This window comes from Citrobacter sp. RHBSTW-00887 (assembly GCF_013728095.1).
In the GTDB taxonomy this organism is placed as follows: Bacteria; Pseudomonadota; Gammaproteobacteria; order Enterobacterales; family Enterobacteriaceae; genus Citrobacter; species Citrobacter braakii.
This window is the reverse complement of record NZ_CP056267.1, coordinates 5,034,926-5,057,324: the sequence shown is the minus strand read 5'-3', so window position 1 is coordinate 5,057,324 and position 22,399 is coordinate 5,034,926. Positions and strand designations below refer to the sequence as shown.

18 protein-coding genes are annotated in these 22,399 nt (G+C 53.9%); 11 read left to right on the top strand and 7 right to left on the bottom strand.

Translation table 11 applies throughout. The annotated features are described in order from the left end of the window. Positions 1-9 precede the first annotated feature (9 nt). Complete coding sequence (metJ, locus tag HV314_RS24050; RefSeq protein WP_003825168.1) at positions 10-327, bottom strand: met regulon transcriptional regulator MetJ; 318 nt, start codon at positions 325-327, stop codon at positions 10-12. Positions 328-592: 265 nt separating this feature from the next. Between metJ and metB the strand changes: the two genes are divergently transcribed. Beyond that, a complete protein-coding gene (gene metB / locus HV314_RS24045; protein ID WP_016155267.1) occupies positions 593-1,753 on the top strand; it encodes a cystathionine gamma-synthase in 1,161 nt (386 codons plus the stop codon). Positions 1,754-1,755: 2 nt separating this feature from the next. Then, complete coding sequence (gene metL / locus HV314_RS24040) at positions 1,756-4,188, top strand: bifunctional aspartate kinase/homoserine dehydrogenase II (RefSeq protein ID WP_016155268.1); 2,433 nt, start codon at positions 1,756-1,758, stop codon at positions 4,186-4,188. Here the strand turns inward: metL and HV314_RS24035 are convergent. Then, a complete protein-coding gene (locus HV314_RS24035; RefSeq protein WP_181546883.1) occupies positions 4,163-5,338 on the bottom strand; it encodes a cytoplasmic protein in 1,176 nt (391 codons plus the stop codon). The two genes, metL and HV314_RS24035, sit on opposite strands and share 26 nt — an antisense overlap. A 133-nt stretch (positions 5,339-5,471) precedes the next feature. On the opposite strand from HV314_RS24035, the gene HV314_RS24030 reads away from it, so the two are divergent. Further along, the gene (locus HV314_RS24030; protein ID WP_181546881.1) at positions 5,472-7,028 is read left to right on the top strand and encodes a bifunctional metallophosphatase/5'-nucleotidase; all 1,557 of its coding nucleotides are present in this window, start codon (positions 5,472-5,474) and stop codon (positions 7,026-7,028) included. A 37-nt stretch (positions 7,029-7,065) separates the two neighbouring features. Here HV314_RS24030 and HV314_RS24025 read toward each other — a convergent pair whose 3' ends face one another. Further along, the gene (locus HV314_RS24025) at positions 7,066-7,443 is read right to left on the bottom strand and encodes a carboxymuconolactone decarboxylase family protein (protein ID WP_016157923.1); all 378 of its coding nucleotides are present in this window, start codon (positions 7,441-7,443) and stop codon (positions 7,066-7,068) included. Between the two features lie 88 nt (positions 7,444-7,531). Between HV314_RS24025 and HV314_RS24020 the strand changes: the two genes are divergently transcribed. The 3 genes from HV314_RS24020 (at position 7,532) to katG (ending at position 11,834) form a co-directional block, all read left to right on the top strand. After that, on the top strand, positions 7,532-8,440 hold the full coding sequence (locus tag HV314_RS24020) for a LysR family transcriptional regulator (protein WP_181546879.1): 909 nt from the start codon (positions 7,532-7,534) through the stop codon (positions 8,438-8,440). A 157-nt stretch (positions 8,441-8,597) separates the two neighbouring features. Beyond that, on the top strand, positions 8,598-9,485 hold the full coding sequence (gene metF, locus HV314_RS24015) for a methylenetetrahydrofolate reductase (protein WP_016155273.1): 888 nt from the start codon (positions 8,598-8,600) through the stop codon (positions 9,483-9,485). A 168-nt stretch (positions 9,486-9,653) separates the two neighbouring features. Further along, positions 9,654-11,834 carry a catalase/peroxidase HPI gene (gene katG / locus HV314_RS24010; protein ID WP_016155274.1) on the top strand — a complete coding sequence of 727 codons (2,181 nt, stop codon included), beginning with the start codon at positions 9,654-9,656 and terminating at the stop codon, positions 11,832-11,834. An 85-nt stretch (positions 11,835-11,919) separates the two neighbouring features. Here katG and gldA read toward each other — a convergent pair whose 3' ends face one another. Genes gldA through ptsP form a run of 3 tightly spaced genes read right to left on the bottom strand, consistent with a single transcriptional unit; the run spans position 11,920 to position 16,215 of the window. Then, entirely contained in the window at positions 11,920-13,023 is a 1,104-nt protein-coding gene (gene gldA, locus HV314_RS24005; RefSeq protein ID WP_016155275.1) for a bifunctional L-1,2-propanediol dehydrogenase/glycerol dehydrogenase, read from the bottom strand. 12 nt (positions 13,024-13,035) lie between these two features. After that, positions 13,036-13,698, bottom strand: a complete 663-nt coding sequence (gene fsa, locus HV314_RS24000) for a fructose-6-phosphate aldolase (protein ID WP_016157926.1) — start codon at positions 13,696-13,698, stop codon at positions 13,036-13,038. 15 nt (positions 13,699-13,713) lie between these two features. Further along, entirely contained in the window at positions 13,714-16,215 is a 2,502-nt protein-coding gene (ptsP, locus tag HV314_RS23995) for a phosphoenolpyruvate--protein phosphotransferase (protein WP_181548128.1), read from the bottom strand. 308 nt (positions 16,216-16,523) lie between these two features. Between ptsP and HV314_RS23990 the strand changes: the two genes are divergently transcribed. The 5 genes from HV314_RS23990 to HV314_RS23970 all read left to right on the top strand — a co-directional run bounded on the left by HV314_RS23990 (position 16,524) and on the right by HV314_RS23970 (position 21,539). Next, the gene (locus HV314_RS23990) at positions 16,524-17,603 is read left to right on the top strand and encodes a PTS fructose transporter subunit EIIC (protein ID WP_181546877.1); all 1,080 of its coding nucleotides are present in this window, start codon (positions 16,524-16,526) and stop codon (positions 17,601-17,603) included. Between the two features lie 14 nt (positions 17,604-17,617). Further along, the gene (locus HV314_RS23985) at positions 17,618-17,938 is read left to right on the top strand and encodes a PTS fructose-like transporter subunit IIB (RefSeq protein WP_016155279.1); all 321 of its coding nucleotides are present in this window, start codon (positions 17,618-17,620) and stop codon (positions 17,936-17,938) included. A 101-nt stretch (positions 17,939-18,039) separates the two neighbouring features. Then, positions 18,040-20,337, top strand: a complete 2,298-nt coding sequence (locus tag HV314_RS23980) for a formate C-acetyltransferase (protein WP_181546875.1) — start codon at positions 18,040-18,042, stop codon at positions 20,335-20,337. Next, positions 20,303-21,181, top strand: a complete 879-nt coding sequence (locus HV314_RS23975; protein WP_181546873.1) for a [formate-C-acetyltransferase]-activating enzyme — start codon at positions 20,303-20,305, stop codon at positions 21,179-21,181. The genes HV314_RS23980 and HV314_RS23975 overlap by 35 nt, the downstream gene beginning before the upstream one ends. Position 21,182: 1 nt before the next feature. Then, positions 21,183-21,539: a PTS fructose-like transporter subunit IIB gene (locus HV314_RS23970; protein ID WP_016155282.1), complete on the top strand. Its 357-nt coding sequence runs from the start codon at positions 21,183-21,185 to the stop codon at positions 21,537-21,539. Here HV314_RS23970 and HV314_RS23965 read toward each other — a convergent pair. Continuing rightward, on the bottom strand, positions 21,526-22,386 hold the full coding sequence (locus HV314_RS23965) for a helix-turn-helix transcriptional regulator (RefSeq protein ID WP_181548127.1): 861 nt from the start codon (positions 22,384-22,386) through the stop codon (positions 21,526-21,528). The two genes, HV314_RS23970 and HV314_RS23965, sit on opposite strands and share 14 nt — an antisense overlap. Positions 22,387-22,399: the final 13 nt, after the last annotated feature.

The window sequence follows — 22,399 nt, the reverse complement described above, 5'->3', positions numbered from 1 at the left end:
CTTGAAAAATCAGTATTCCCACGTTTCCGGGTTGATACCCAGTTCACGCATGATTACCTTTGCTTCTTCCGGGATTTCATCGCTGCGCTCTTTACGCAGGTCGTCATCGTTGGGTAATGGTTGCCCGGTAAAAGCATGCAGAAACGCTTCACACAGCAGTTCGCTGTTGGTGGCGTGACGCAGGTTGTTAACCTGACGACGTGTGCGTTCATCGGTAAGGATTTTTAACACCTTCAGAGGAATGGAAACCGTAATTTTTTTGACTTGCTCACTCTTCTTACCGTGCTCAGCGTATGGGCTGATATATTCGCCGCTCCATTCAGCCATGAGATACCTAATCCTCTTTGTCATTAATATTGAGGCCAGAACCTGAGCCCGGACCATAATTGCGCGTAGTTTATCGTAGTGGCGTGGCCCTGACACGAAGTAAGCCGACGCAGATGTACGCTAATGCATATAATTTTAACGGCTATTTCCGGTTTGCTCAATCTATACGCAAAGAAGTTTAGATGTCCAGATGTATTGACGGCTATCGTAACTATGATTACTCTGGTGTCTGACTTTTCACCGACTCAGCCAGGATCTCCTCAATATGACGCGTAAACAGGCCACCATCGCAGTGCGTAGCGGGTTAAATGACGACGAACAGTACGGTTGCGTTGTCCCGCCGATCCACCTCTCCAGCACCTATAACTTTACCGGTTTTAATGAGCCTCGCGCCCATGACTATTCGCGCCGCGGTAACCCAACGCGTGATGTCGTTCAGCGTGCGCTGGCGGAACTGGAAGGTGGGGCGGGGGCTGTACTGACCAATACCGGCATGTCGGCGATTCATCTGGTGACTACGGTATTCCTCAAGCCTGGCGATCTGCTGGTCGCACCACACGACTGCTACGGCGGGAGCTATCGTCTGTTTGACAGCCTGGCAAAGCGTGGCTGTTATCGCGTACTGTTTGTCGATCAAGGAGATGAGCAGGCGTTGCAGGCGGCACTGGCGGAAAAACCGAAGCTGGTGCTGGTAGAAAGCCCAAGCAACCCGCTGTTGCGCGTGGTGGATATCGCGAAAATCTGCCAGCTGGCGCGCGAAGCTGGAGCGGTCAGCGTGGTGGACAACACTTTTTTAAGCCCGGCACTGCAAAATCCACTGGCATTAGGCGCCGATCTGGTGTTGCATTCATGCACGAAATATTTAAACGGTCACTCCGACGTAGTGGCTGGTGTGGTGATAGCAAAAGATCCGGAAATGGTCACTGAACTGGCATGGTGGGCGAATAATATTGGTGTGACTGGCGGCGCGTTTGATAGTTATCTGCTGTTGCGCGGCCTGCGTACTCTGTCACCTCGTATGGAGGTGGCGCAACGTAATGCTCAGGCGATTGTGGATTATCTGCAAACTCAGCCGCTGGTGAAAAAATTGTATCACCCGTCATTGCCGGATAATCAGGGCCATGAGATTGCCGCGCGTCAGCAAAAAGGGTTTGGCGCGATGTTGAGTTTTGAGCTGGATGGCGATGAGCAAACGCTGCGTCGCTTCCTCGGCGGGTTGTCATTGTTTACGCTGGCGGAATCGTTAGGGGGCGTTGAAAGTCTGATCTCCCATGCCGCAACCATGACACACGCGGGAATGGCGCCAGAAGCGCGTGCTGCTGCTGGAATTTCGGAAACGCTGTTGCGTATCTCCACCGGTATTGAAGATGGCGAAGATTTAATTGCCGACCTGGAAAATGGCTTCCGGGCTGCAAACAAGGGGTAAACATGAGTGTGATTGCGCAGGCAGGGACGAAGGGTCGTCAACTGCACAAATTTGGTGGTAGTAGTCTGGCTGATGTGAAATGTTATCTGCGTGTCGCAGGCATTATGGCGGAGTACTCGCAGCCTGATGACATGATGGTTGTTTCAGCCGCAGGCAGTACCACTAACCAGTTGATTAGCTGGCTAAAATTAAGCCAGACCGATCGTCTGTCTGCGCATCAGGTTCAACAGGCGTTACGTCGCTATCAGAGTGAGCTTATCAGCGGTTTGTTACCTCCTGAGGTGGCGGATGGGCTGATCGGCGCGTTTATTCACGATCTGGAGCGCCTGGCCGGATTACTCGACAGCGGCGTGAATGATGCCGTCTATGCTGAAGTCGTCGGGCATGGCGAGGTGTGGTCGGCGCGTTTGATGTCTGCCGTCCTTAACCAACAGGGGCTGGAGTCAGCCTGGCTGGATGCGCGCGATTTTTTACGTGCCGAGCGCGGCGCTCAGCCGCAGGTGGATGAAGGTCTTTCTTACCCATTGCTGCAGCAACTGCTGGCGCAGCATCCGGGCAAACGCCTGGTCGTTACCGGTTTCATTAGCCGCAGCAACGCCGGTGAGACGGTACTGCTGGGGCGTAACGGCTCCGACTACTCGGCGACGCAGGTTGGCGCGTTGGCGGGGGTTTCCCGCGTAACCATCTGGAGCGATGTCGCCGGGGTTTACAGCGCGGATCCGCGTAAAGTAAAAGATGCCTGTCTGCTGCCGCTGCTGCGTCTGGATGAAGCCAGCGAGCTGGCGCGTCTGGCGGCTCCGGTTCTCCATGCCCGCACCCTCCAGCCGGTTTCCGGCAGCGATATCGATCTCCAGTTGCGTTGTAGCTATACGCCGGAGCAGGGATCGACGCGTATTGAACGCGTGCTGGCTTCCGGTACCGGGGCACGTATTGTGACCAGCCATGACGACGTTTGCCTGATTGAGTTTCAGGTTCCCACTGGCCAGGACTTTAAACTGGCCTATAAAGAGATTGATCAGATTTTAAAACGCACCCAGGTGCGTCCGCTGGCAGTGGGTGTGCATCCTGACCGCCAGTTGCTGCAATTTTGCTATACCTCCGAAGTCGCTGATGGCGCACTGAAAATTCTGGATGAAGCTGGCCTGCCGGGCGAACTGCGTCTGCGCCAGGGGCTGGCGCTGGTGGCGATGGTTGGGGCGGGCGTCACCCGTAACCCGCTGCACTGCCATCGCTTTTGGCAACAGCTGAAAGGTCAGCCGGTCGAATTCACCTGGCAGTCGGAAGAGGGCATCAGCCTGGTCGCCGTATTGCGTACCGGGCCAACGGAGAGCCTGATTCAGGGTCTGCACCAGTCAATCTTTCGCGCGGAAAAACGCATTGGTCTGGTGCTGTTCGGCAAAGGCAACATTGGGTCGCGCTGGCTGGAGCTGTTTGCCCGCGAGCAGAGCACGCTCTCGGCGCGTACCGGATTAGAGTTCGTGCTGGCAGGAGTGGTTGATAGCCGCCGTAGCCTGCTGAATTACGAAGGGCTGGATGCCAGCCGCGCATTGGCCTTCTTCGATGACGAGGCGGTAGAACAGGATGAAGAGTCATTGTTCCTGTGGATGCGTGCCCACCCGTATGATGATTTAGTGGTGCTGGACGTCACTGCCAGCGAGCAGTTGGCGGAGCAGTATCTGGATTTCGCCAGTCATGGCTTCCACGTTATCAGCGCCAACAAGCTGGCGGGGGCGAGCAGCAGTAATAATTACCGCCAGATTCATGACGCCTTTGAAAAAACCGGTCGCCACTGGCTGTATAACGCCACCGTCGGCGCAGGCTTGCCGATCAACCATACCGTGCGCGATCTGATTGATAGCGGAGATACTATTCTGTCGATCAGCGGGATCTTCTCCGGCACGTTGTCGTGGTTGTTCCTGCAATTTGATGGCACGGTCCCGTTCACCGATCTGGTGGATCAGGCGTGGCAGCAGGGTCTGACTGAACCTGATCCGCGCGTGGATCTTTCCGGCAAAGATGTGATGCGCAAGCTGGTGATTCTGGCGCGTGAAGCGGGTTACGACATTGAACCGGACCAGGTGCGCGTAGAATCGCTGGTGCCTGCGCACTGTGAAGCAGGTTCTATTGACCATTTCTTTGAAAATGGCGATGAGCTGAACGAGCAGATGGTGCAACGCCTGGAAGCGGCACGTGAAATGGGACTGGTGCTACGCTATGTGGCGCGTTTTGATGCTAACGGTAAGGCACGCGTTGGCGTTGAAGCGGTACGCCCTGAGCACCCGCTGGCGGCACTACTGCCGTGCGATAACGTGTTCGCCATTGAAAGCCGTTGGTATCGTGATAACCCGCTGGTCATTCGTGGACCGGGGGCGGGCCGCGACGTGACCGCCGGGGCGATTCAGTCTGATATCAACCGCCTGGCGCAACTGCTGTAGTTTTTGTTGCCGGATAACATGTGTAAACATCGCCCTCAATGAGGGCGTTGTATTTATCTGCCAGCGACCTTATCGCCTGAAACAACGAATGGGCAGAGTAACGGGTACTTTGCTGAAATTCTGTCTGTTGCCGCAACCAGGCGAGAAAATGATGGCTTGCCGCCAGGGTTATTGACGCGCTTTCTTCAACCCGCCCCTGCGTTAACAAACACACCATTTTACGCATATCGCCTCGTTGCCAGATTTGCCACTGATTTCGCCACCATCCCTGATACGTTTTACCCAGCAATTGCCAGGGCAGCGTGCGCTGATCGCTATTCATTTCTTCATCAATAAACCACAGCGAGGCGCGATGATGGCGAAACTGTTCCGCCCATGCGGTAATCGCTGCGCCGCGCAGGAAGCATTCGTGGGCAATAATATGGGTTTTTACCTCTGGCCACAGATGGCTCAGCAGGCGGAAATGCCCATGGGCAGTAATGACCGGGCGTAAAATCGCGCCGCTGGCGTTCCGTTTGAGTATGGCGCTGCCGTACTGGATTTCATCAAACTGGCTGCGGCGTAAAAACTGGGTTTCCCGCTGACTCACTCGCTCAATGATATCGTCGTGAATGACTGTTGGCTCAGCGGTGTCACGCCAGCGGTAAAGCAATGATATGCCGGCAGTGTGCGGCGTGAAGTTGCTGGAAATATGCAGAACATTGCCGCGAATAGCGTCAAAAGAGAGTAATACATAGAGTTGCTGGCCTGCGCTAACGCCCTGAAAAGGGACGAGCAAGGGAATCGTCGCTATTTGTTCTGGCAAAACGATGCTGGTGGGAGGCGCCTGCTTTGGTGTCCACACTTTTTTGCAGTTTCGGCACTGGACGCGCTGGCTGCCCTGGGGATTATGCCCATAGCGGATGATTTCTCGTTGGTAGCAACATGGGCAAAACTGACCACGATTAGCGGCAAAATCCGCTAAATATGCCGACAACCAGCAACGGAACTGTTCCTCATCAAACAGCGGTGGAAGGCTGCCGCATGCCCGACAATGCAGTGCGGCATAACCCAGCCGATATTCTGGCCAGCTGTAATCAGCTGAACTCGCCAGCCCCAGATTTTTGCAGCCAAAGGATTTGCAGCAATTGATAGTGAACAGTGACGTCATCCTGTTACCAACGATTTTTAATGGTCGTTGATTTTGGCCTGCAACTATCACCGATGGATGTGAGTTTTCTCACATAAAAAAACCTTTCAGAACGTAACGTAGCGAATCTTTATATGACTGAAAGGGATTGGTTATGAAGCTAAAAATGCTTGCTGTCGGTGTTCTGGTATCTTTACCGCTCTGGGCGAGTGCCAAAGATGTCACGATTATTTATACCAACGATCTCCATGCCCATGTCGAACCTTATAAAGTGCCATGGATTGCCAATGGCACACGAGATATTGGCGGTTGGGCCAATATCTCGGCGATGGTGAAGCAGGAGAAAGCGAAAAATAGCGCCACCTGGTTTTTGGATGCTGGCGACTATTTTACCGGGCCATATATCAGCAGCCTGACCAAGGGGAAGGCGATTATCGATATCATGAACACCATGAATTTTGACGCTGTCACCATGGGTAATCATGAATTCGATCACGGTTGGGACAATACGCTGCTGCAGCTGAGCCAGGCAAAGTTTCCGATCGTGCAGGGCAACATCTTTTACCAAAACAGCAGCAAAATGTTCTGGGATAAGCCTTACACCATTATTGAAAAAGATGGCGTGAAGATTGGCGTGATTGGCCTGCACGGCGTGTTTGCTTTTGATGATACGGTTTCCGCTGCGACACGTGTCGGGATCGAGGCGCGGGATGAAGTGAAGTGGTTGCAACGCTATATCGATGAGCTGAAAGGCAAAGTCGATCTCACCGTGGCGCTGATCCATGAAGGCACGCCAGCGCGTCAGTCCAGTCTGGGGGGCACCGATGTACGCCGTGCGCTGGATAAAGACATCCAGACCGCAGGCCAGGTGCAGGGGCTGGACATCCTGATCACCGGTCATGCGCATGTGGGCACGCCGGAGCCGATTAAAGTAGGTAACACCCTGATTCTGTCTACCGACAGCGGCGGCATTGATGTGGGTAAACTGGTGCTGGATTACCAGCAAAAACCGCATCAATTTACCGTGAAGAACTTCGAGCTGAAAACCATTTTTGCTGATGAGTGGCAGCCAGACCCGCAGACGAAACAGGTCATTGATGGCTGGAATAAAAAGCTCGATAAAGTGGTGCAGCAGACGGTTGCCAACGCGCCGGTTGAGCTGACGCGTGCTTACGGTGAATCTTCTTCGCTGGGAAATCTGGCGGCAGATGCGTTGCTGGTTGCGGCGGGTAAAGATACCCAGTTAGCGCTCACTAACTCGGGCGGCATCCGGAATGAAATCCCTGCTGGAGTCATCACCATGGGCGCAGTCATTAGCACCTTCCCGTTCCCGAATGAGCTGGCAACCATGGATCTCACCGGGAAGCAGTTACGTAGCCTGATGGAGCACGGCGCGGGTTTAAGCAACGGTGTATTGCAGGTGTCCAAAGGACTGGAGATGAAGTATGACAGCAGTAAACCGGTTGGTCAGCGGGTTAGCGTATTGACGTTAAACGGCAAACCCATTGAGGATGCCACGGTTTATCACATTGCCACCAATAGCTTCCTGGCGGACGGCGGTGATGGTTTCACGACATTTACTGAAGGTAAAGCGCGTAACACATCCGGCGGTTACTATGTCTCTAATGCGGTCGTGGATTATTTCAAAGCGGGAAATACGCTGACGGATGAACAACTCAAAGGCATGCGTGTGGAAGATCTGAAACCGTAGTGAGGTCAGGCCAGCAGATATTCCGCTGGCCTTTGTTTTAACCTCTGTGGGAGGCAAACACCTCTTTTGCAGCGAACAGGCCGTTTAGTGCTGCCGGGAATCCGGCATAAACAGCCATCTGCATCATCACTTCAATAATCTCTTCCTGCGTTAAGCCAACGTGCAGCGCGGCGGCGATGTGTACCTTAAGCTGCGGTGCGGCGTTACCCATGGCGGTGAGCGCGGCGACGGTGGCAATTTCTCTACTGCGTAAATCCAGCCCCGGCCTTGAATAGATGTCGCCAAAAGGAAATTCAATCAGGTATTGGGCGAAGTCTGGCGCAATATCCTGCAGACTTTCGACTACCGCATCTCCGCCTTTTCCATCAACCTGTTGCAGCATTCTCTGACCGGTTAAATAGCGTTCTGAATCCATGATAATCACCTCGTGAGTTAGTGTATGGCATGAGGATAGAGCGTGCGGAATGATTGGGGTAATACCGTTTCCGTGATACCTTTTCGGTATGACAACATCGCCTTTGCACTCTCTGGATATCCGCCTCCTACGCTATTTTTCCGTGGTGGCGGAAGAGAACAACATGAGTCGAGCGGCGCTGCGTTTATTTATGTCGCAGCCGCCGCTGAGTCGCCACATTCGCCAGCTTGAAGAGCGCCTGGGGGTGACGCTTTTTGTCCGTCATACCCGTGGACTTACGCTGACGGAGGACGGCCAGCGCGTACTTGAAATCGTGCGCCCGCTATTGGCGCTACAGGATAAAACCTGGGCGGCGTTGAGTCAGATAGCGAAGACGGGAGAGCAATCTCTGCGCTTAGGGCTAAGTACGGCGTTTGAGCAGGGCGTTTTTGCGGCGCTTGAGTCGCAGCTTGCTACGCGTGTACAGAAGCTACATATTGTCCGTCATGGTTCGCCTGAACTGGCGCGTCAGGTGCGTCGGGGAAAACTGGATGCAGCGCTGGTGGCGCTACCGCTTGAGAATTCGGGTCTTAGCGTCACGCCGCTCGGCTGGCAAGAATCGATGATTGCCGCCTTACCCGCGCTCTGGCCAGAGGCGGCTCTGCCTTCGCTCTCGTTAACGTCGCTGAACCACCGACCGCTGTTCTGGTTCAAACGTGAACGTAACCCTGCTTTTTTTGATTACACTCGACACATTTTTCGTCGTGCCGGTTACTCTCCTGCTCTTATTGAGGAGCCGATGGAACATGACGTGCTGCTGGCACGGATCGCGCAGGGTGACGGTCTGAGCCTGGTTCCGGCCTCCTTTTCCGCTATCCAGCGTCAGGGCGTGATCTTCCTTCCGCTTACTGATACAGAATTGCGTCTTAGCATGGGGTTAGCGACGCTGCCTGAGAACGTAACAAAAGTAGAGTGGCTACAGACGGTCGTGACGCAATCCCTCACCATTTCAATCTGATGTGAATTTTTTTCACGTTGGCTGAGTATTCCTCACCTTTAACGATGATTTTTGTGTTGACGCCAGCATGCTTTTCCGTCATTTTTACATCTAGACGTCTAAACGTATAGCAGTTCACAACACAACATATAACGACAAAAGATTGATGAGGTAAGGTATGAGCTTTTTTCACGCCAACCAGCGGGAAGCCCTGAATCAGAGCCTGGCAGAAGTGCAGGGTCAGATTAACGTTTCGTTTGAGTTTTTCCCGCCGCGCACCAGTGAAATGGAGCAAACCCTGTGGAACTCCATCGATCGCCTGAGCAGCCTGAAGCCGAAGTTTGTTTCAGTTACTTACGGTGCAAACTCTGGTGAGCGCGACCGTACGCACAGCATTATTAAAGGCATTAAGGATCGCACAGGTCTTGAAGCGGTCCCGCACCTGACATGCATTGATGCGACCCGTGATGAGCTGCGTACCATTGCTCAGGACTACTGGCATAACGGTATTCGTCATATTGTTGCCCTGCGCGGTGATCTGCCGCCGGGAAGCGGTAAACCGGATATGTATGCTTCCGACCTGGTGACTCTGCTGAAAGACGTTGCAGACTTCGATATCTCCGTTGCGGCTTACCCGGAAGTGCACCCGGAAGCGAAAAGCGCTCAGGCTGATTTACTGAATCTGAAGCGTAAGGTTGATGCCGGTGCAAACCGCGCGATCACCCAGTTTTTCTTCGATGTAGAAAGCTATCTGCGCTTTCGCGATCGCTGTGTGTCTGCGGGAATCGATGTGGAAATTATTCCGGGCATCCTGCCGGTATCTAACTTTAAGCAGGCGAAAAAATTTGCTGACATGACCAACGTCCGCATTCCTGCGTGGATGTCGACCATGTTTGATGGTCTTGATGATGACGCGGAAACCCGCAAGCTGGTGGGCGCGAATATCGCCATGGATATGGTGAAAATTCTCAGTCGCGAAGGGGTGAAAGATTTTCACTTCTATACCCTCAACCGTGCCGAGATGAGCTACGCTATTTGTCACACACTGGGTGTAAGACCTAACTAAACAGATGCCCCAGCCCTCTACGGAGGGCTTTTTGTTGATCATTTTGATCTACATCTCTGTAACTTAAAATATAAAAGGAATTAGCTATCGAATCTGTGGGTTATTTCGACTATATCTTATCTCTGGTGGTGTATATCGTAGTCAGAACACTGTAAAGGGAGCATATAGATGAGCATGTCCGACGATAGCCAAAACGCATCAACTGCCGGTAAGTGTCCTTTTCATCAAGGCGGTCACGATCAGAGCGCGGGAGCAGGAACGAATAACCGCGACTGGTGGCCAAATCAACTCCGCGTTGATCTTTTAAACCAACATTCCAACCGTTCGAACCCGCTGGGTGAGGACTTCGACTACCGCAAAGAGTTTAGTAAACTCGACTATTCTGCCCTGAAAGGGGATCTCAGAGCCCTTCTGTCCGAATCTCAACCGTGGTGGCCCGCTGACTGGGGAACCTATGCCGGATTGTTTATCCGCATGGCATGGCACGGCGCGGGAACCTATCGCTCTATCGATGGACGCGGTGGAGCGGGTCGCGGACAGCAGCGTTTTGCACCACTGAACTCCTGGCCGGACAACGTCAGCCTTGATAAAGCACGTCGTCTGCTGTGGCCAATCAAGCAGAAATATGGTCAGAAAATTTCCTGGGCCGACCTGTTTATCCTCGCGGGTAACGTGGCGCTGGAAAACTCAGGTTTCCGTACCTTTGGCTTTGGTGCCGGTCGTGAAGATGTCTGGGAACCGGATCTCGACGTAAACTGGGGTGATGAAAAAGCCTGGCTGACTCACCGTCACCCGGAAGAGCTGGCAAAAGCGCCGCTGGGCGCCACCGAAATGGGCCTTATTTATGTGAACCCGGAAGGGCCAGACCATAGCGGCGAACCGCTTTCTGCGGCAGCGGCTATTCGCGCGACCTTCGGTAACATGGGGATGAACGACGAAGAAACCGTGGCGCTGATTGGCGGCGGTCATACGTTGGGCAAAACCCACGGCGCAGCAGCGGCATCGCACGTTGGCGCCGATCCAGAATCCGCACCGATTGAAGCGCAGGGCCTGGGCTGGGCCAGCAGCTACGGTAGTGGCGCGGGCGCGGATGCAATTACTTCTGGTCTGGAAGTGGTGTGGACGCAGACGCCTACCCAATGGAGCAACTATTTCTTCGAGAACCTGTTCAAATATGAGTGGGTGCAGACTCGCAGTCCGGCAGGCGCGATTCAGTTTGAAGCGGTTGACGCGCCAGAAATTATTCCCGATCCGTTTGATCCGTCGAAAAAACGCAAGCCGACGATGCTGGTTACCGACCTGACGCTGCGTTTCGATCCTGAGTTCGAAAAGATCTCTCGCCGTTTCCTGAACGATCCGCAAGCGTTCAACGAAGCGTTTGCCCGTGCGTGGTTTAAACTGACGCACCGCGATATGGGGCCAAAATCGCGTTACATTGGCCCGGAAGTGCCAAAAGAAGATCTGATCTGGCAAGACCCGCTGCCGCATGCGTTCTTCAACCCAAGCGAAGAAGATATCCTGAAGCTGAAGGCGACCATCGCTGCTTCCGGACTGTCCGTGGGCGAACTGGTATCGGTAGCGTGGGCTTCGGCATCGACTTTCCGTGGCGGGGATAAACGTGGCGGCGCTAACGGTGCACGTCTGGCGCTGGACCCACAACGCGGCTGGGATGTGAATGCCACCGCGGCACGCGTTCTGCCTGTGCTGGAAGGTATTTATAAGTCTGCCCATACTGCCTCGTTGGCCGATATTATCGTGCTGGCCGGTGTTGTCGGTATCGAGCAGGCGGCTAGCGCTGCGGGCGTCAGCATCAAGGTACCTTTTGCGCCGGGTCGTGTGGATGCGCGTCAGGATCAAACGGATATTGAGATGTTTGAACTGCTTGAGCCGATTGCCGATGGTTTCCGTAACTACCGCGCTCGTCCTGACGTGTCGACCACCGAGTCGCTGCTGATCGACAAAGCGCAGCAGTTGACGCTAACCGCACCGGAAATGACCGTGCTGGTGGGCGGTATGCGCGTACTGGGCACCAACTTTGATGGTAGCCAGCACGGCGTCTTTACCGATCGTCCTGGCGTACTCAGCACTGACTTCTTCGTCAATCTGCTGGATATGCGTCATGAGTGGAAGGCGGTTGATGAGTCACAAGAGCTGTTTGAAGGTCGTGACCGTTCGAGCGGCGAAGTAAAATACACCGCAACTCGCGCCGATCTGGTGTTTGGTTCTAACTCTGTACTGCGCGCAGTGGCTGAAGTTTATGCCTGCAGCGATGCTCACGAGAAGTTCGTGAGAGATTTCGTTGCCGCATGGGTGAAAGTGATGAACCTGGATCGTTTCGATCTGCTGTAACAGACCATGCCGGATATCGCTTGTGCGGGTCCGGCATAGTATGAACAAAAAAATCCCCGCAATTGCGGGGATTTTTATTGGCCGGTTATTCCCACTCTTGCAGGTAACGTTGACCGTACTGGTCAGCCACCAGCAGGGCGGCATACACCTGGTCCGGCGTTGCGCCGCCAGGCATGTTGTGGATGGTTTCGCCTTCGGCACAGGCAGCTTCAGCCACAATGCGCATTTTCGCCGGAATATCCTGTTTGATGTCCAGTTGCGCCAGGGTAATCGGCAGGCCAACGGAATGACACAGCGCCGCAACGGTTTCAATTTCATCGACCGGCGCGTTTTCCAGTACCAGTTGCGTCAGCGTGCCGAAAGCCACTTTCTCGCCGTGGTAATAGTGATGCGCATCCGGGATTGCCGTCAGGCCGTTATGGATGGCGTGCGCCGCTGCCAGACCGCCGCTTTCAAAACCGACGCCGCTCAGATAGGTGTTGGCTTCAATAACGCGCTCCAGAGCAGGCGTTACCACGTGCTGCTCGGCAGCCAGCATCGCTTTCTCACCTTCTTCTATCAGCGTATTAAAGCACAGCTCAGCCAGCGCCAGCGCCGCCTGAGTGCACTGACCGCCCGCCATGGTGGTTGCGCCGCTGCGTGAACAGGCGCGCGCTTCGAACCAGGTCGCCAACGCATCGCCGATGCCCGCGGCTAACAGACGCGCCGGTGCGCCCGCGACAATTTTGGTATCAACAATGACCCTGTCCGGGTTATTGGGCAACAGCAAATAGCGATCGAATTCACCGGCATCGGTGTAAATAACGGACAGCGCGCTGCACGGTGCATCGGTAGAGGCGATGGTTGGCGCAATGGCGACAGGCACGCCCATAAAGTGCGCCAGCGCTTTGGCAGTATCCAGCGTTTTACCGCCGCCAATACCAAGTACTGCGCCACATTGCGCTTTTTCTGCCACGCCGCGCAGACGGTCGATTTCGTTTTGTGAACACTCGCCGCCAAACGGTGCAATCTCCAGCGCCAGTCCGGCATCCTGGAAGCTTTTTTCCAGTGCGCCCTGGGCAAAGCCTAAGACAAACTTGTCCCCAACGACCAGCCAGCGCTCTGCCAGTGGTTTGAGGTAGTTGCCAAGACGGGTAATAACATCGGCACCCTGGATGTACTTACCAGGTGATTGAATAATGCGATCCATACTTTATTTCCCTCACAGGTTGATGTGACCAAATGTATTGTTCCAGTCATGTTCAAACTTCTCTATTGCTGACTCTACCGCAGGGGTATTGAGCATTTGTTGCGCTACGTCTAATGGCAAGGTGATTGCTTCGCATCCTGCCAGTAAGCAATCCAGCGCCTGACGAGGGGTTTTAAAGCTGGCTGCCAGTACCATGCTGTTTGGCGCATGCAGTTCCAGTAACGTTTGCAGTTCTTGTACCGTGCGAATTCCGTCGCCGCCCTGCGCGTCAATACGGTTAACGTAAGGCGCGATATATTTCGCCCCCGCCAGCGCTGCCAGCAGCCCCTGAGAGGCACTGTACACGGCGGTTCCCAGCGTGGTGATACCCTCTTTTTTCAGCATCTTGATCGCGGCCAGACCTTCGGATGTCACCGGGATTTTTACCACCAGACCGGGTACCGCGTTGCTTAGACGTTTGGCTTCCTCCACCATGCCTTGTGCGTTGCGGCTCATGGTTTGGGCAAACAGAATGCCCTCTTCGCCAATGGCGTTTTGCAGGCGCGGCAGCACATCCCAGATGGATTCTTTGTTTGCTGCCACAATGCTTGGGTTGGTGGTGACACCCGCGATTGGGAAGATGCGTGCCAGACGTTCGACTTCCGCGACGTTGGCAGTATCAAGGTAAAGTTCCATACAAAAACACCCTCTTTAAAGTTCAAGTTCATGTTGCAGCAGGCTGGCGATAGCGTCGGCAGAGGCGGCGTTAACCAGCGCGTTACGGAATTCTTCATGCATAATGCGCCGTGCCAGACGCGAGAAAATACGCATATGCTGGTCGCCAGCGGCGTGTTTGTTGAGCGTCAGCATAATAATGAACTGCGCATCATCATCACCCCAACGTACCGGCGCTTGCAGGCGCGCTACGCTGATAGTGGACTGCTCAATATGTTCTGATTTGCTGTGTGGAATGGCGAAGCTAAAACCTAATCCGGTAGAGAAGACCGCTTCGCGCGCCCACAGATCGGCTTCCAGTTTACGCGGATAGCGGCAACGACCTGCCAGCAGGAGGTTGTCGGTCATCCCTTTGATGACCTCCTCTTTACTACGCCAGTCGCTATCCAGCGTGATGCACTCGGCGGTAACCAGAGGGGTATCCTGTTGGGTCATGCGGAACTGGGCCAGCAGATGTTCGACCTCCAGCGACGTTCGACACGCCATTGCTTGATTCAGCAACTGACGGCAGGCGCGGCTGTCAAGTTGCGCCATCCGCGCTTTGGCGGCGGGAATGGAGGGAGCGCTCATGCTGATCTCGTCCAGACCCAGTCCCACAAGCAGCGGTAGCACTGAACCTTTAGCGCCAAGTTCGCCGCACAGGCCAATCCATTTCCCCTGCCGATGTACCGCCTGTACGGCGTAATCCAGTGCGCGCAAGAAGGCTGGATTCAGGCTGTTGTAATGGCGGGTAACTTTGGCGTTGTCGCGGTCGACCGCCAGCAGATATTGCGTCAGGTCATTACTGCCAATACTAAAGAAATCAATTTCTTCGCAGCATTGATCGATGATGAACATCACTGACGGAACCTCCAGCATGATACCGAGCGGGATCTTCTCATCAAACGGGATGTGTTCAGTGCGCAGTTGCTGTTTGGCTTCGGCCAGCTTCTCTTTGACCCACAGGATCTCTTCCATAGAGGAGATCATTGGGATCATGATTTTCAGGCTACCGTGCGCTGATGCGCGCAGGATCGATCGCAGTTGTGTGGTAAACAAAGCGGCGTATTCTTCATAGATACGCACCGCGCGATAACCAAGGAACGGGTTGGCTTCGGCAGGAATATTCAGGTAATCAACGGGTTTATCACCACCGATATCCATGGTGCGCACAATGATGCTGCGTCCCTGCGCGGGCTCCAGCGCCTGGCAGAAAATGTTGTATAGCTCGTTCTCATCCGGGGCGCAGGTACGGTCCATATACAGCATTTCCGTGCGAAACAGGCCAACCGCTTCCGCACCGTTGCCAAAGGCTGCTTGCGCTTCCACGGAATGGGCGATGTTGGCGGCGACTTCCATGCGGATGCCATCACCCGTGCGCGCCTCCTGGGTCAGCCAGATACGTTGTTGTTCTCGAATGGCATCCTGGATACGGGCTTCCTGCTGGTAGTAACGTACGACGGATTCATCAGGGGCAACAATGACCGCTCCTGAGTTACCATCGATATAAACCGTTTGCTGCAGCCATGGCATCAAGGATTCAATATCCACGCCAACCAGCGTAGGAATGTTGAATGACCGGGCGAGAATCACCGTGTGTGAAGTGGTACCGCCGCTTTTTAACAGCAAGCCTTTCAGCAATGTTTTGTCCAGTTCGAGGAATTGGCTCGGTGTGAGCTCGTCCGCCATACAGACCGTAGGCTGGGTTAGTTTTCCCGGCGCAGGAAAACGCTGCTCTCCATAAATTTGCTGCAGAAGCTGGAAGCAGACATCGCGCACATCCAGCGCACGTTCCTGTAAATAACTGCTGCTGGAGCGGGCGAATTCATCACAAAAATGTCCGGCACTTTCGACAATCGCCTGGGCGCAGCTTAACCCGCGAGATACTCCAGCGAGCAGGTGCTGACGCAGTGAGAGGTCGCTTGCCAGCGAGCGGTGTGCTTCCAGAATCGCACTGGTTGCGCCGTCGCTGTCGAGTAACCGAAACGCAATATTCTTCATCAGCAGCGTTAAGCCGTTATCCAGTGCCGCCTGCTCGGTTTCAATATCTTTAGCGGATGGGAGATTGTTAAGGGCGTTGAGATCCAGCGAAGAGAGCAGACTCAGAACGCCTCCCGCACTGCCGCTGCAGACGGTGCGAGCGCGAAAAAGCTGTGGGTTTAGATTGGTGAGGGATGCAGGAAGTGGCTCCAGCTCGTTGCTTTTGGCTTCCGCTAGTGGTGCATCGCAGTGTGGAAATTCATTACGTAACCATTGGGTTAAATGCTGGTGGGCTGCCTGTTCATCAGCACCGGAAATCAGCAACTGGCAGCTATCACCCGCCAGAGTATCGGTGCCAATCAGTGCCAATGCGCTCTTGGCGTTACCCCTACGTTCGGTACGCAAGTTGTGCCACTCAATGTGCGAAGTAAAGGTGTTGCACTGCGTTTCTATGTGACTTGCCGGGCGCGCATGTACGCCATTGGGCAGCTCACAGGTAAATTCCACAATCAGGGCCATAGCCTCATCTCCCATAACGATTTCTCGCTACAGGATAAAAGGGCAACGCCTGAACCTGCCATCTGACAAATCTGCCAAAAACTGGATAAATGTAATGTAACCATCAAAGTGAGATATCCCTCACAAGTCAGCATGTCCTCTATAAATTCCGAGAAACTACAAGTTATGAGGCGGATCGCATTTTTGCGCTGACATTACAAAAGTCCAGCAAATGGCCTTTTTATCCACTGTTTGCGCCGCGTCGGATTGCCTATTGTTTTCCGCAACAAGTTTATGGATATGGGCTTTAGGCAGCCTGGGAGCGACTTATGAAAGAGTTGGTACAAATCCTGAAAAATACCCGTCAGCACCTGATGACGGGTGTTTCGCATATGATCCCCTTCGTAGTCGCGGGTGGAATTTTGCTGGCGGTCTCCGTCATGTTGTATGGCAAGGGCGCGGTACCGGATGCTGCGACCGATCCTAATCTCAAGAAACTGTTTGATATTGGCGTCGCAGGGCTGACGTTGATGGTGCCATTCCTTGCCGCTTACATTGGTTATTCCATTGCTGAACGTTCTGCTCTCGCCCCTTGTGCGATTGGCGCATGGGTGGGAAACAGCTTCGGCGCAGGTTTTTTCGGCGCGCTAATTGCCGGGATTATTGGCGGTATCGTCGTCCATTTTCTGAAGAAGATCCCCGTACATAAGGTGTTGCGATCGGTAATGCCTATCTTCGTTATTCCTATTGTCGGCACCTTTATCACCGCAGGCATCATGATGTGGGGCCTGGGAGAACCCGTTGGCGCGTTAACCACTAGCCTGACCGAGTGGCTGCAGGGTATGCAGCAGGGCAGCATCGTGCTGCTGGCGGTAATTATGGGACTGATGTTGGCCTTCGATATGGGTGGGCCGATTAACAAAGTTGCCTACGCCTTCATGCTGATTTGCGTGGCGCAGGGGGTTTATACCGTGGTGGCAATCGCCGCGGTAGGGATCTGCGTGCCGCCGCTGGGCTTAGGTTTGGCGACGCTGATTGGTCGTAAGAATTTCTCTTCTGAAGAACGTGAAGCCGGTAAAGCCGCGCTGGTGATGGGCTGCGTTGGCGTAACGGAAGGCGCAATTCCTTTTGCTGCCGCCGATCCGCTACGCGTTATCCCATCCATTATGGTGGGTTCCGCCTGCGGCACGGTAACCGCCGCGCTGTTTGGTGCGCAGTGTTATGCCGGCTGGGGCGGGCTGATTGTTCTGCCGGTCGTGGAAGGAAAATTGGGTTATATCGCGGCGGTTGCCGTGGGGGCTGTAGTGACCGCTGTGTGCGTTAACGTACTGAAAAGTCTGGCGCGGAAAAAAGTGTCTCAGGTCGACCAGAAAGAAGACGACCTGGATTTAGATTTTGAAATGAATTAAGCGAGGAATGAGTCATGACCAAGATTATCGCAGTAACTGCATGTCCTTCTGGCGTTGCCCACACCTATATGGCCGCCGAAGCGCTGGAAAGCGCCGCTAAAGCCAAGGGGTGGGAAGTAAAGGTTGAGACTCAGGGGTCGATCGGTCTGGAAAACGAACTGACCGCGGCGGATGTGGCAGAAGCCGACATGGTGATTCTGACCAAAGACATTGGTATTAAGTTTGAAGAGCGTTTTGCGGGCAAAACTATCGTTCGTGTCAACATCAGCGATGCAGTGAAACGTGCCGACGCCATCATGAACAAGATTGGCGCACACCTTGCGCAAACCGCATAACGGTTTGTTTGCCGGAGGGGGGGCGACTTATCCGGCCTACTGATACATAGGCCAGATAAGCACAGCGCCATCTGGCATTAGTTTTTCTACAGGAGTTCCTCATGACTAACCGTATCCAACGTTTAAAAAACGCTCTGTTTCAGAATAACCGCGAAATTTCGCTTGAGCGTGCGCTGCTATATACCGCCAGCCACCAGCAGACGGAGGGAGAGCCGGTTATTCTGCGGCGGGCGAAAGCCACCGCATATATTCTTGAGCACGTTGAAATATCGATTCGTGATGAGGAACTGATAGCCGGGAACCGCACCGTTAAACCGCGGGCGGGCATAATGTCGCCGGAAATGGATCCTTACTGGCTGCTCAACGAGCTGGAGCAGTTTCCAACCCGTCCGCAGGACCGTTTTGACATCAGCGAAGAGGATAAACATCTCTATCGCGATGTGCTGTATCCGTACTGGGAAAAGCGGTCGATGAAAGATTTCATCAACGGTCAGATGACCGATGAGGTAAAAGCCGCTGTCCGTACGCAGATTTTTAGCGTTAACCAGACGGATAAAGGTCAGGGGCATATCATTATTGATTATCCACGCCTGTTGAATCTCGGGCTTGGCGAACTGGTAGCGCAGATGCGGGCGCATTGTCTGCAGCAGCCGGATAACCACTTTTATCAGGCTGCTCTGTTGCTGCTTGAGGCTTCGCAAAGCCACATTCTGCGTTACGCCCTGCTGGCAGAACAAATGGCGGAAAACTGCCCGGATGCGCAGCGACGTCAGGAATTGCTGACGATTGCGGAAAACTCCCGGCATAACGCCCAGCATAAGCCGCAAACCTTCTGGCAAGCATGTCAGCTGTTCTGGTACATGAACATTATTTTGCAATATGAGTCCAACGCCAGTTCGCTCTCACTCGGACGCTTCGACCAGTATATGCTGCCGTTTTATCAGACCTCGCTGACGCAGGAGGAAGATCCTGCATTCTTAAAAGAAATCCTCGAATCGCTATGGGTGAAATGCAATGACATCGTACTGCTGCGATCCACCAGTAGCGCGCGTTATTTCGCTGGCTTCCCAACGGGTTACACCGCACTGCTTGGGGGATTGACGGAAAATGGTCGTAGTGCGGTAAACGTACTGTCGTTTCTCTGTCTTGATGCTTATCAGAGCGTACAACTGCCGCAACCAAATCTCGGTGTGCGCACGAACGCGTTGATCGATACGCCGTTCCTGATGAAAACGGCACAGACCATTCGCCTCGGGACCGGCATCCCGCAAATCTTTAATGATGAAGTGGTGGTGCCTGCATTTCTTAACCGTGGCGTCTCGCTGGAAGATGCGCGAGATTACGCGGTAGTCGGCTGTGTCGAGCTGTCTATTCCAGGCAGAACATACGGTTTGCACGACATCGCCATGTTTAATCTGCTGAAAGTAATGGAAATCTGCCTGCATGAGAACGAAGGCAATCGCGCGCTGACGTACGAAGACCTGTTGAAGCATATTCGTGCCAAAATCAGCCACTACATTACGTTGATGGTCGAAGGCAGTAATATCTGCGATATCGGTCATCGCGACTGGGCGCCGGTGCCGCTGCTCTCCTCGTTTATTAGCGATTGCCTGGATAAAGGGTGTGATATTACCGACGGCGGCGCGCGTTATAACTTCTCCGGCGTACAGGGGATCGGCATTGCGAACCTGAGTGATTCGCTGCATGCGCTCAATGGACTGGTATTTGAACAACAGCGCTTAACTTTTGACGAACTTTTATCGGTGCTAAAAGACAACTTTGCTACCCCGGAAGGCGAGAAAATTCGCGCCAGGCTGATTAACCGCTTCGAAAAATACGGCAACGATATTGATGATGTAGATAACATCAGCGCCGAACTGCTGCGTCATTACTGCAAAGAGGTAGAGAAATACCAGAATCCACGCGGCGGGCAATTTACGCCGGGTTCATATACTGTCTCTGCGCACGTGCCGCTGGGTTCGGTCGTCGGAGCGACACCAGATGGTCGCTTCGCCGGGGAACAGTTGGCGGACGGAGGGCTGTCGCCGATGCTGGGGCAGGATATGCAAGGGCCGACGGCGGTATTGAAATCGGTCAGCAAGCTGGATAACACGTTGCTTTCCAATGGGACTTTGCTGAACGTGAAGTTTACGCCAGCCACACTGGAAGGTGAGGCTGGTTTACGCAAGCTGGCGGATTTTCTGCGGGCATTTACCCAGCTCAAGCTCCAGCACATCCAGTTTAACGTGGTGAATGCCGACACATTGCGAGAAGCGCAGCTGCGCCCACAAGATTTCGCCGGGCTGGTGGTGCGCGTGGCGGGTTACAGCGCCTTCTTTGTCGAGCTGTCGAAGGAGATCCAGGATGACATCATTCGCCGCACCGCGCATCAGCTGTGAGGTTATTGACCCACGTGGCGAGGACGTCGCGCGTATATTTAATATTCAGCGTTACTCACTGAATGATGGACAAGGTATTCGTACGGTAGTCTTTTTTAAAGGTTGTCCGCATACCTGCCCGTGGTGCGCCAACCCTGAATCTCTCTCCCCACGTATTGAAACAGTACGGCGGGAGAGTAAATGCCTGCACTGTACACCCTGTCTACGTGATGCTGATGAGTGTCCCTCCGGTGCGTTTGAACGTATCGGTCGTGATATCTCGCTGGACGAGCTGGAACGTGAAGTGATGAAAGATGATATTTTCTTTCGCACCTCTGGCGGGGGGGTGACGCTTTCCGGTGGTGAAGTGCTGATGCAAGCGCCCTTTGCCGTACGATTCCTGCAACGTCTGCGGCGCTGGGATGTTCGCTGTGCGATTGAAACGGCTGGCGATGCGCCAGCCACTCGTTTGTTATCGCTGGCAAGAGAGTGTGATGAGGTGCTGTTTGACCTCAAAATTATGGATGTCCATTTGGCGCGTGAGACCATTAATATGAACCTGCCGCGCGTGCTGGCGAATTTACGACTAATGGTCGCTGAAGGAATTAATGTCATACCTCGCCTGCCGCTGATTCCGGGCTTTACGATGAATGTAGAGAACACGCAGCAGGCGTTGACGCTGTTGTCATCATTGGGCATAAAGCAGGTGCACCTGCTACCGTTTCATCAATATGGCGAACCGAAATACAACCTGCTCGGATTACCCTGGTCGATGAAAGAAGTGCCCGTCCCGTCGGCGCAAGAGATAGATTTTATACGTAAGATGGCAGAATGCGCCGGATTTCAGGTAACAGTAGGAGGATAGTATGGCCATCGCACCTGTACGATATCTGGTTGCTGTCACCGCGTGCGTAAGCGGCGTGGCCCATACTTATATGGCCGCTGAACGGCTGGAGAAACTCTGCCAGCAGGAGAAATGGAGCATCAAGATTGAAACTCAGGGCGCGTTGGGTACCGAAAATCGCCTGACGGAAGAGGATATTAACCGTGCTGATGCGGTGTTGCTCATTACCGATATTGAACTGGCAGGAGCAGAGCGATTTACGCAGAGCCGATACGTCCAGTCGGGCATTAGCGCATTTCTGCGTGAGCCGCAGCGGGTGATGAGCGCCGTGCGAAAGCTGCTTTCTGCACCACAGCACACACATCTTACTTTGGATTAGCTTTTATCTCCGTCAGTTGGCTGTGGTATTGCCGACGATATTCTGACGGCGAACGTTCGGTATTTTTGCGAAACAGGCGGCAGAAATAGTTGCTGTCAACAAACCCACAGGTATGCGCCACTTCTTTGATCTTCAGCTCATAACCCTTCAGCAGCGTTTTCGCGTGTTCCAGTCGCGTGTGATTCAGGTATTCGTTAAACCCGATAGCGCCCGTTTTTTGAAACAGGTGGGAGAGGTAATTGGGTGAGATGTAAAACGCCTGCGCGACGGATTCTCGGGTGAGCGGCGAAGCGTAGCGTTCATCAATATAGTCGCGAATGGCTTCGAAAAGCGCCTGACTGCGTGATGCGGTCTGGATCTGGCTGCCCAGCAGATCGCGGCAGTGGCTCAGTAAGCTCGCAACGATTAGCCTGGCGGTTTGTTGCTCCTGCGGTTGCATCTGCATTTCATTGAGCGTTTGCAGCAGGAAAGAGCCAATTCGTGGCCCACGCCGCGCGACGTGCTGGCGGGTAAGATTTTGATACTGCTTGCCGTCCCACTGGACGATGCTGAAACCCAGTTGCTGTTTGCCGAACAGAATGCTGAGCGTGGTGACCGGTGTGAGCCACTGCGGAAAGTTCCAGCCGCCAGCCGGAACGAATAGCACATCGCAAGGCAGTAACGTCGCGGATGCGCCAGCAACTCCGTTATCGGTGAACTCACCTTCCAGCACAATTTCCAGCCGGGGAAAATCGACCTGATACGCCAGCTCCGGCGTTGAGCTACTGGCGCTGGCAAAATAAACCTGGCGCAGCGGCGTGGGGCCGTTAATCAGGCGGGAGAGAAGATGGCTGACGTCGTGATACATGTTAATCCCTTGC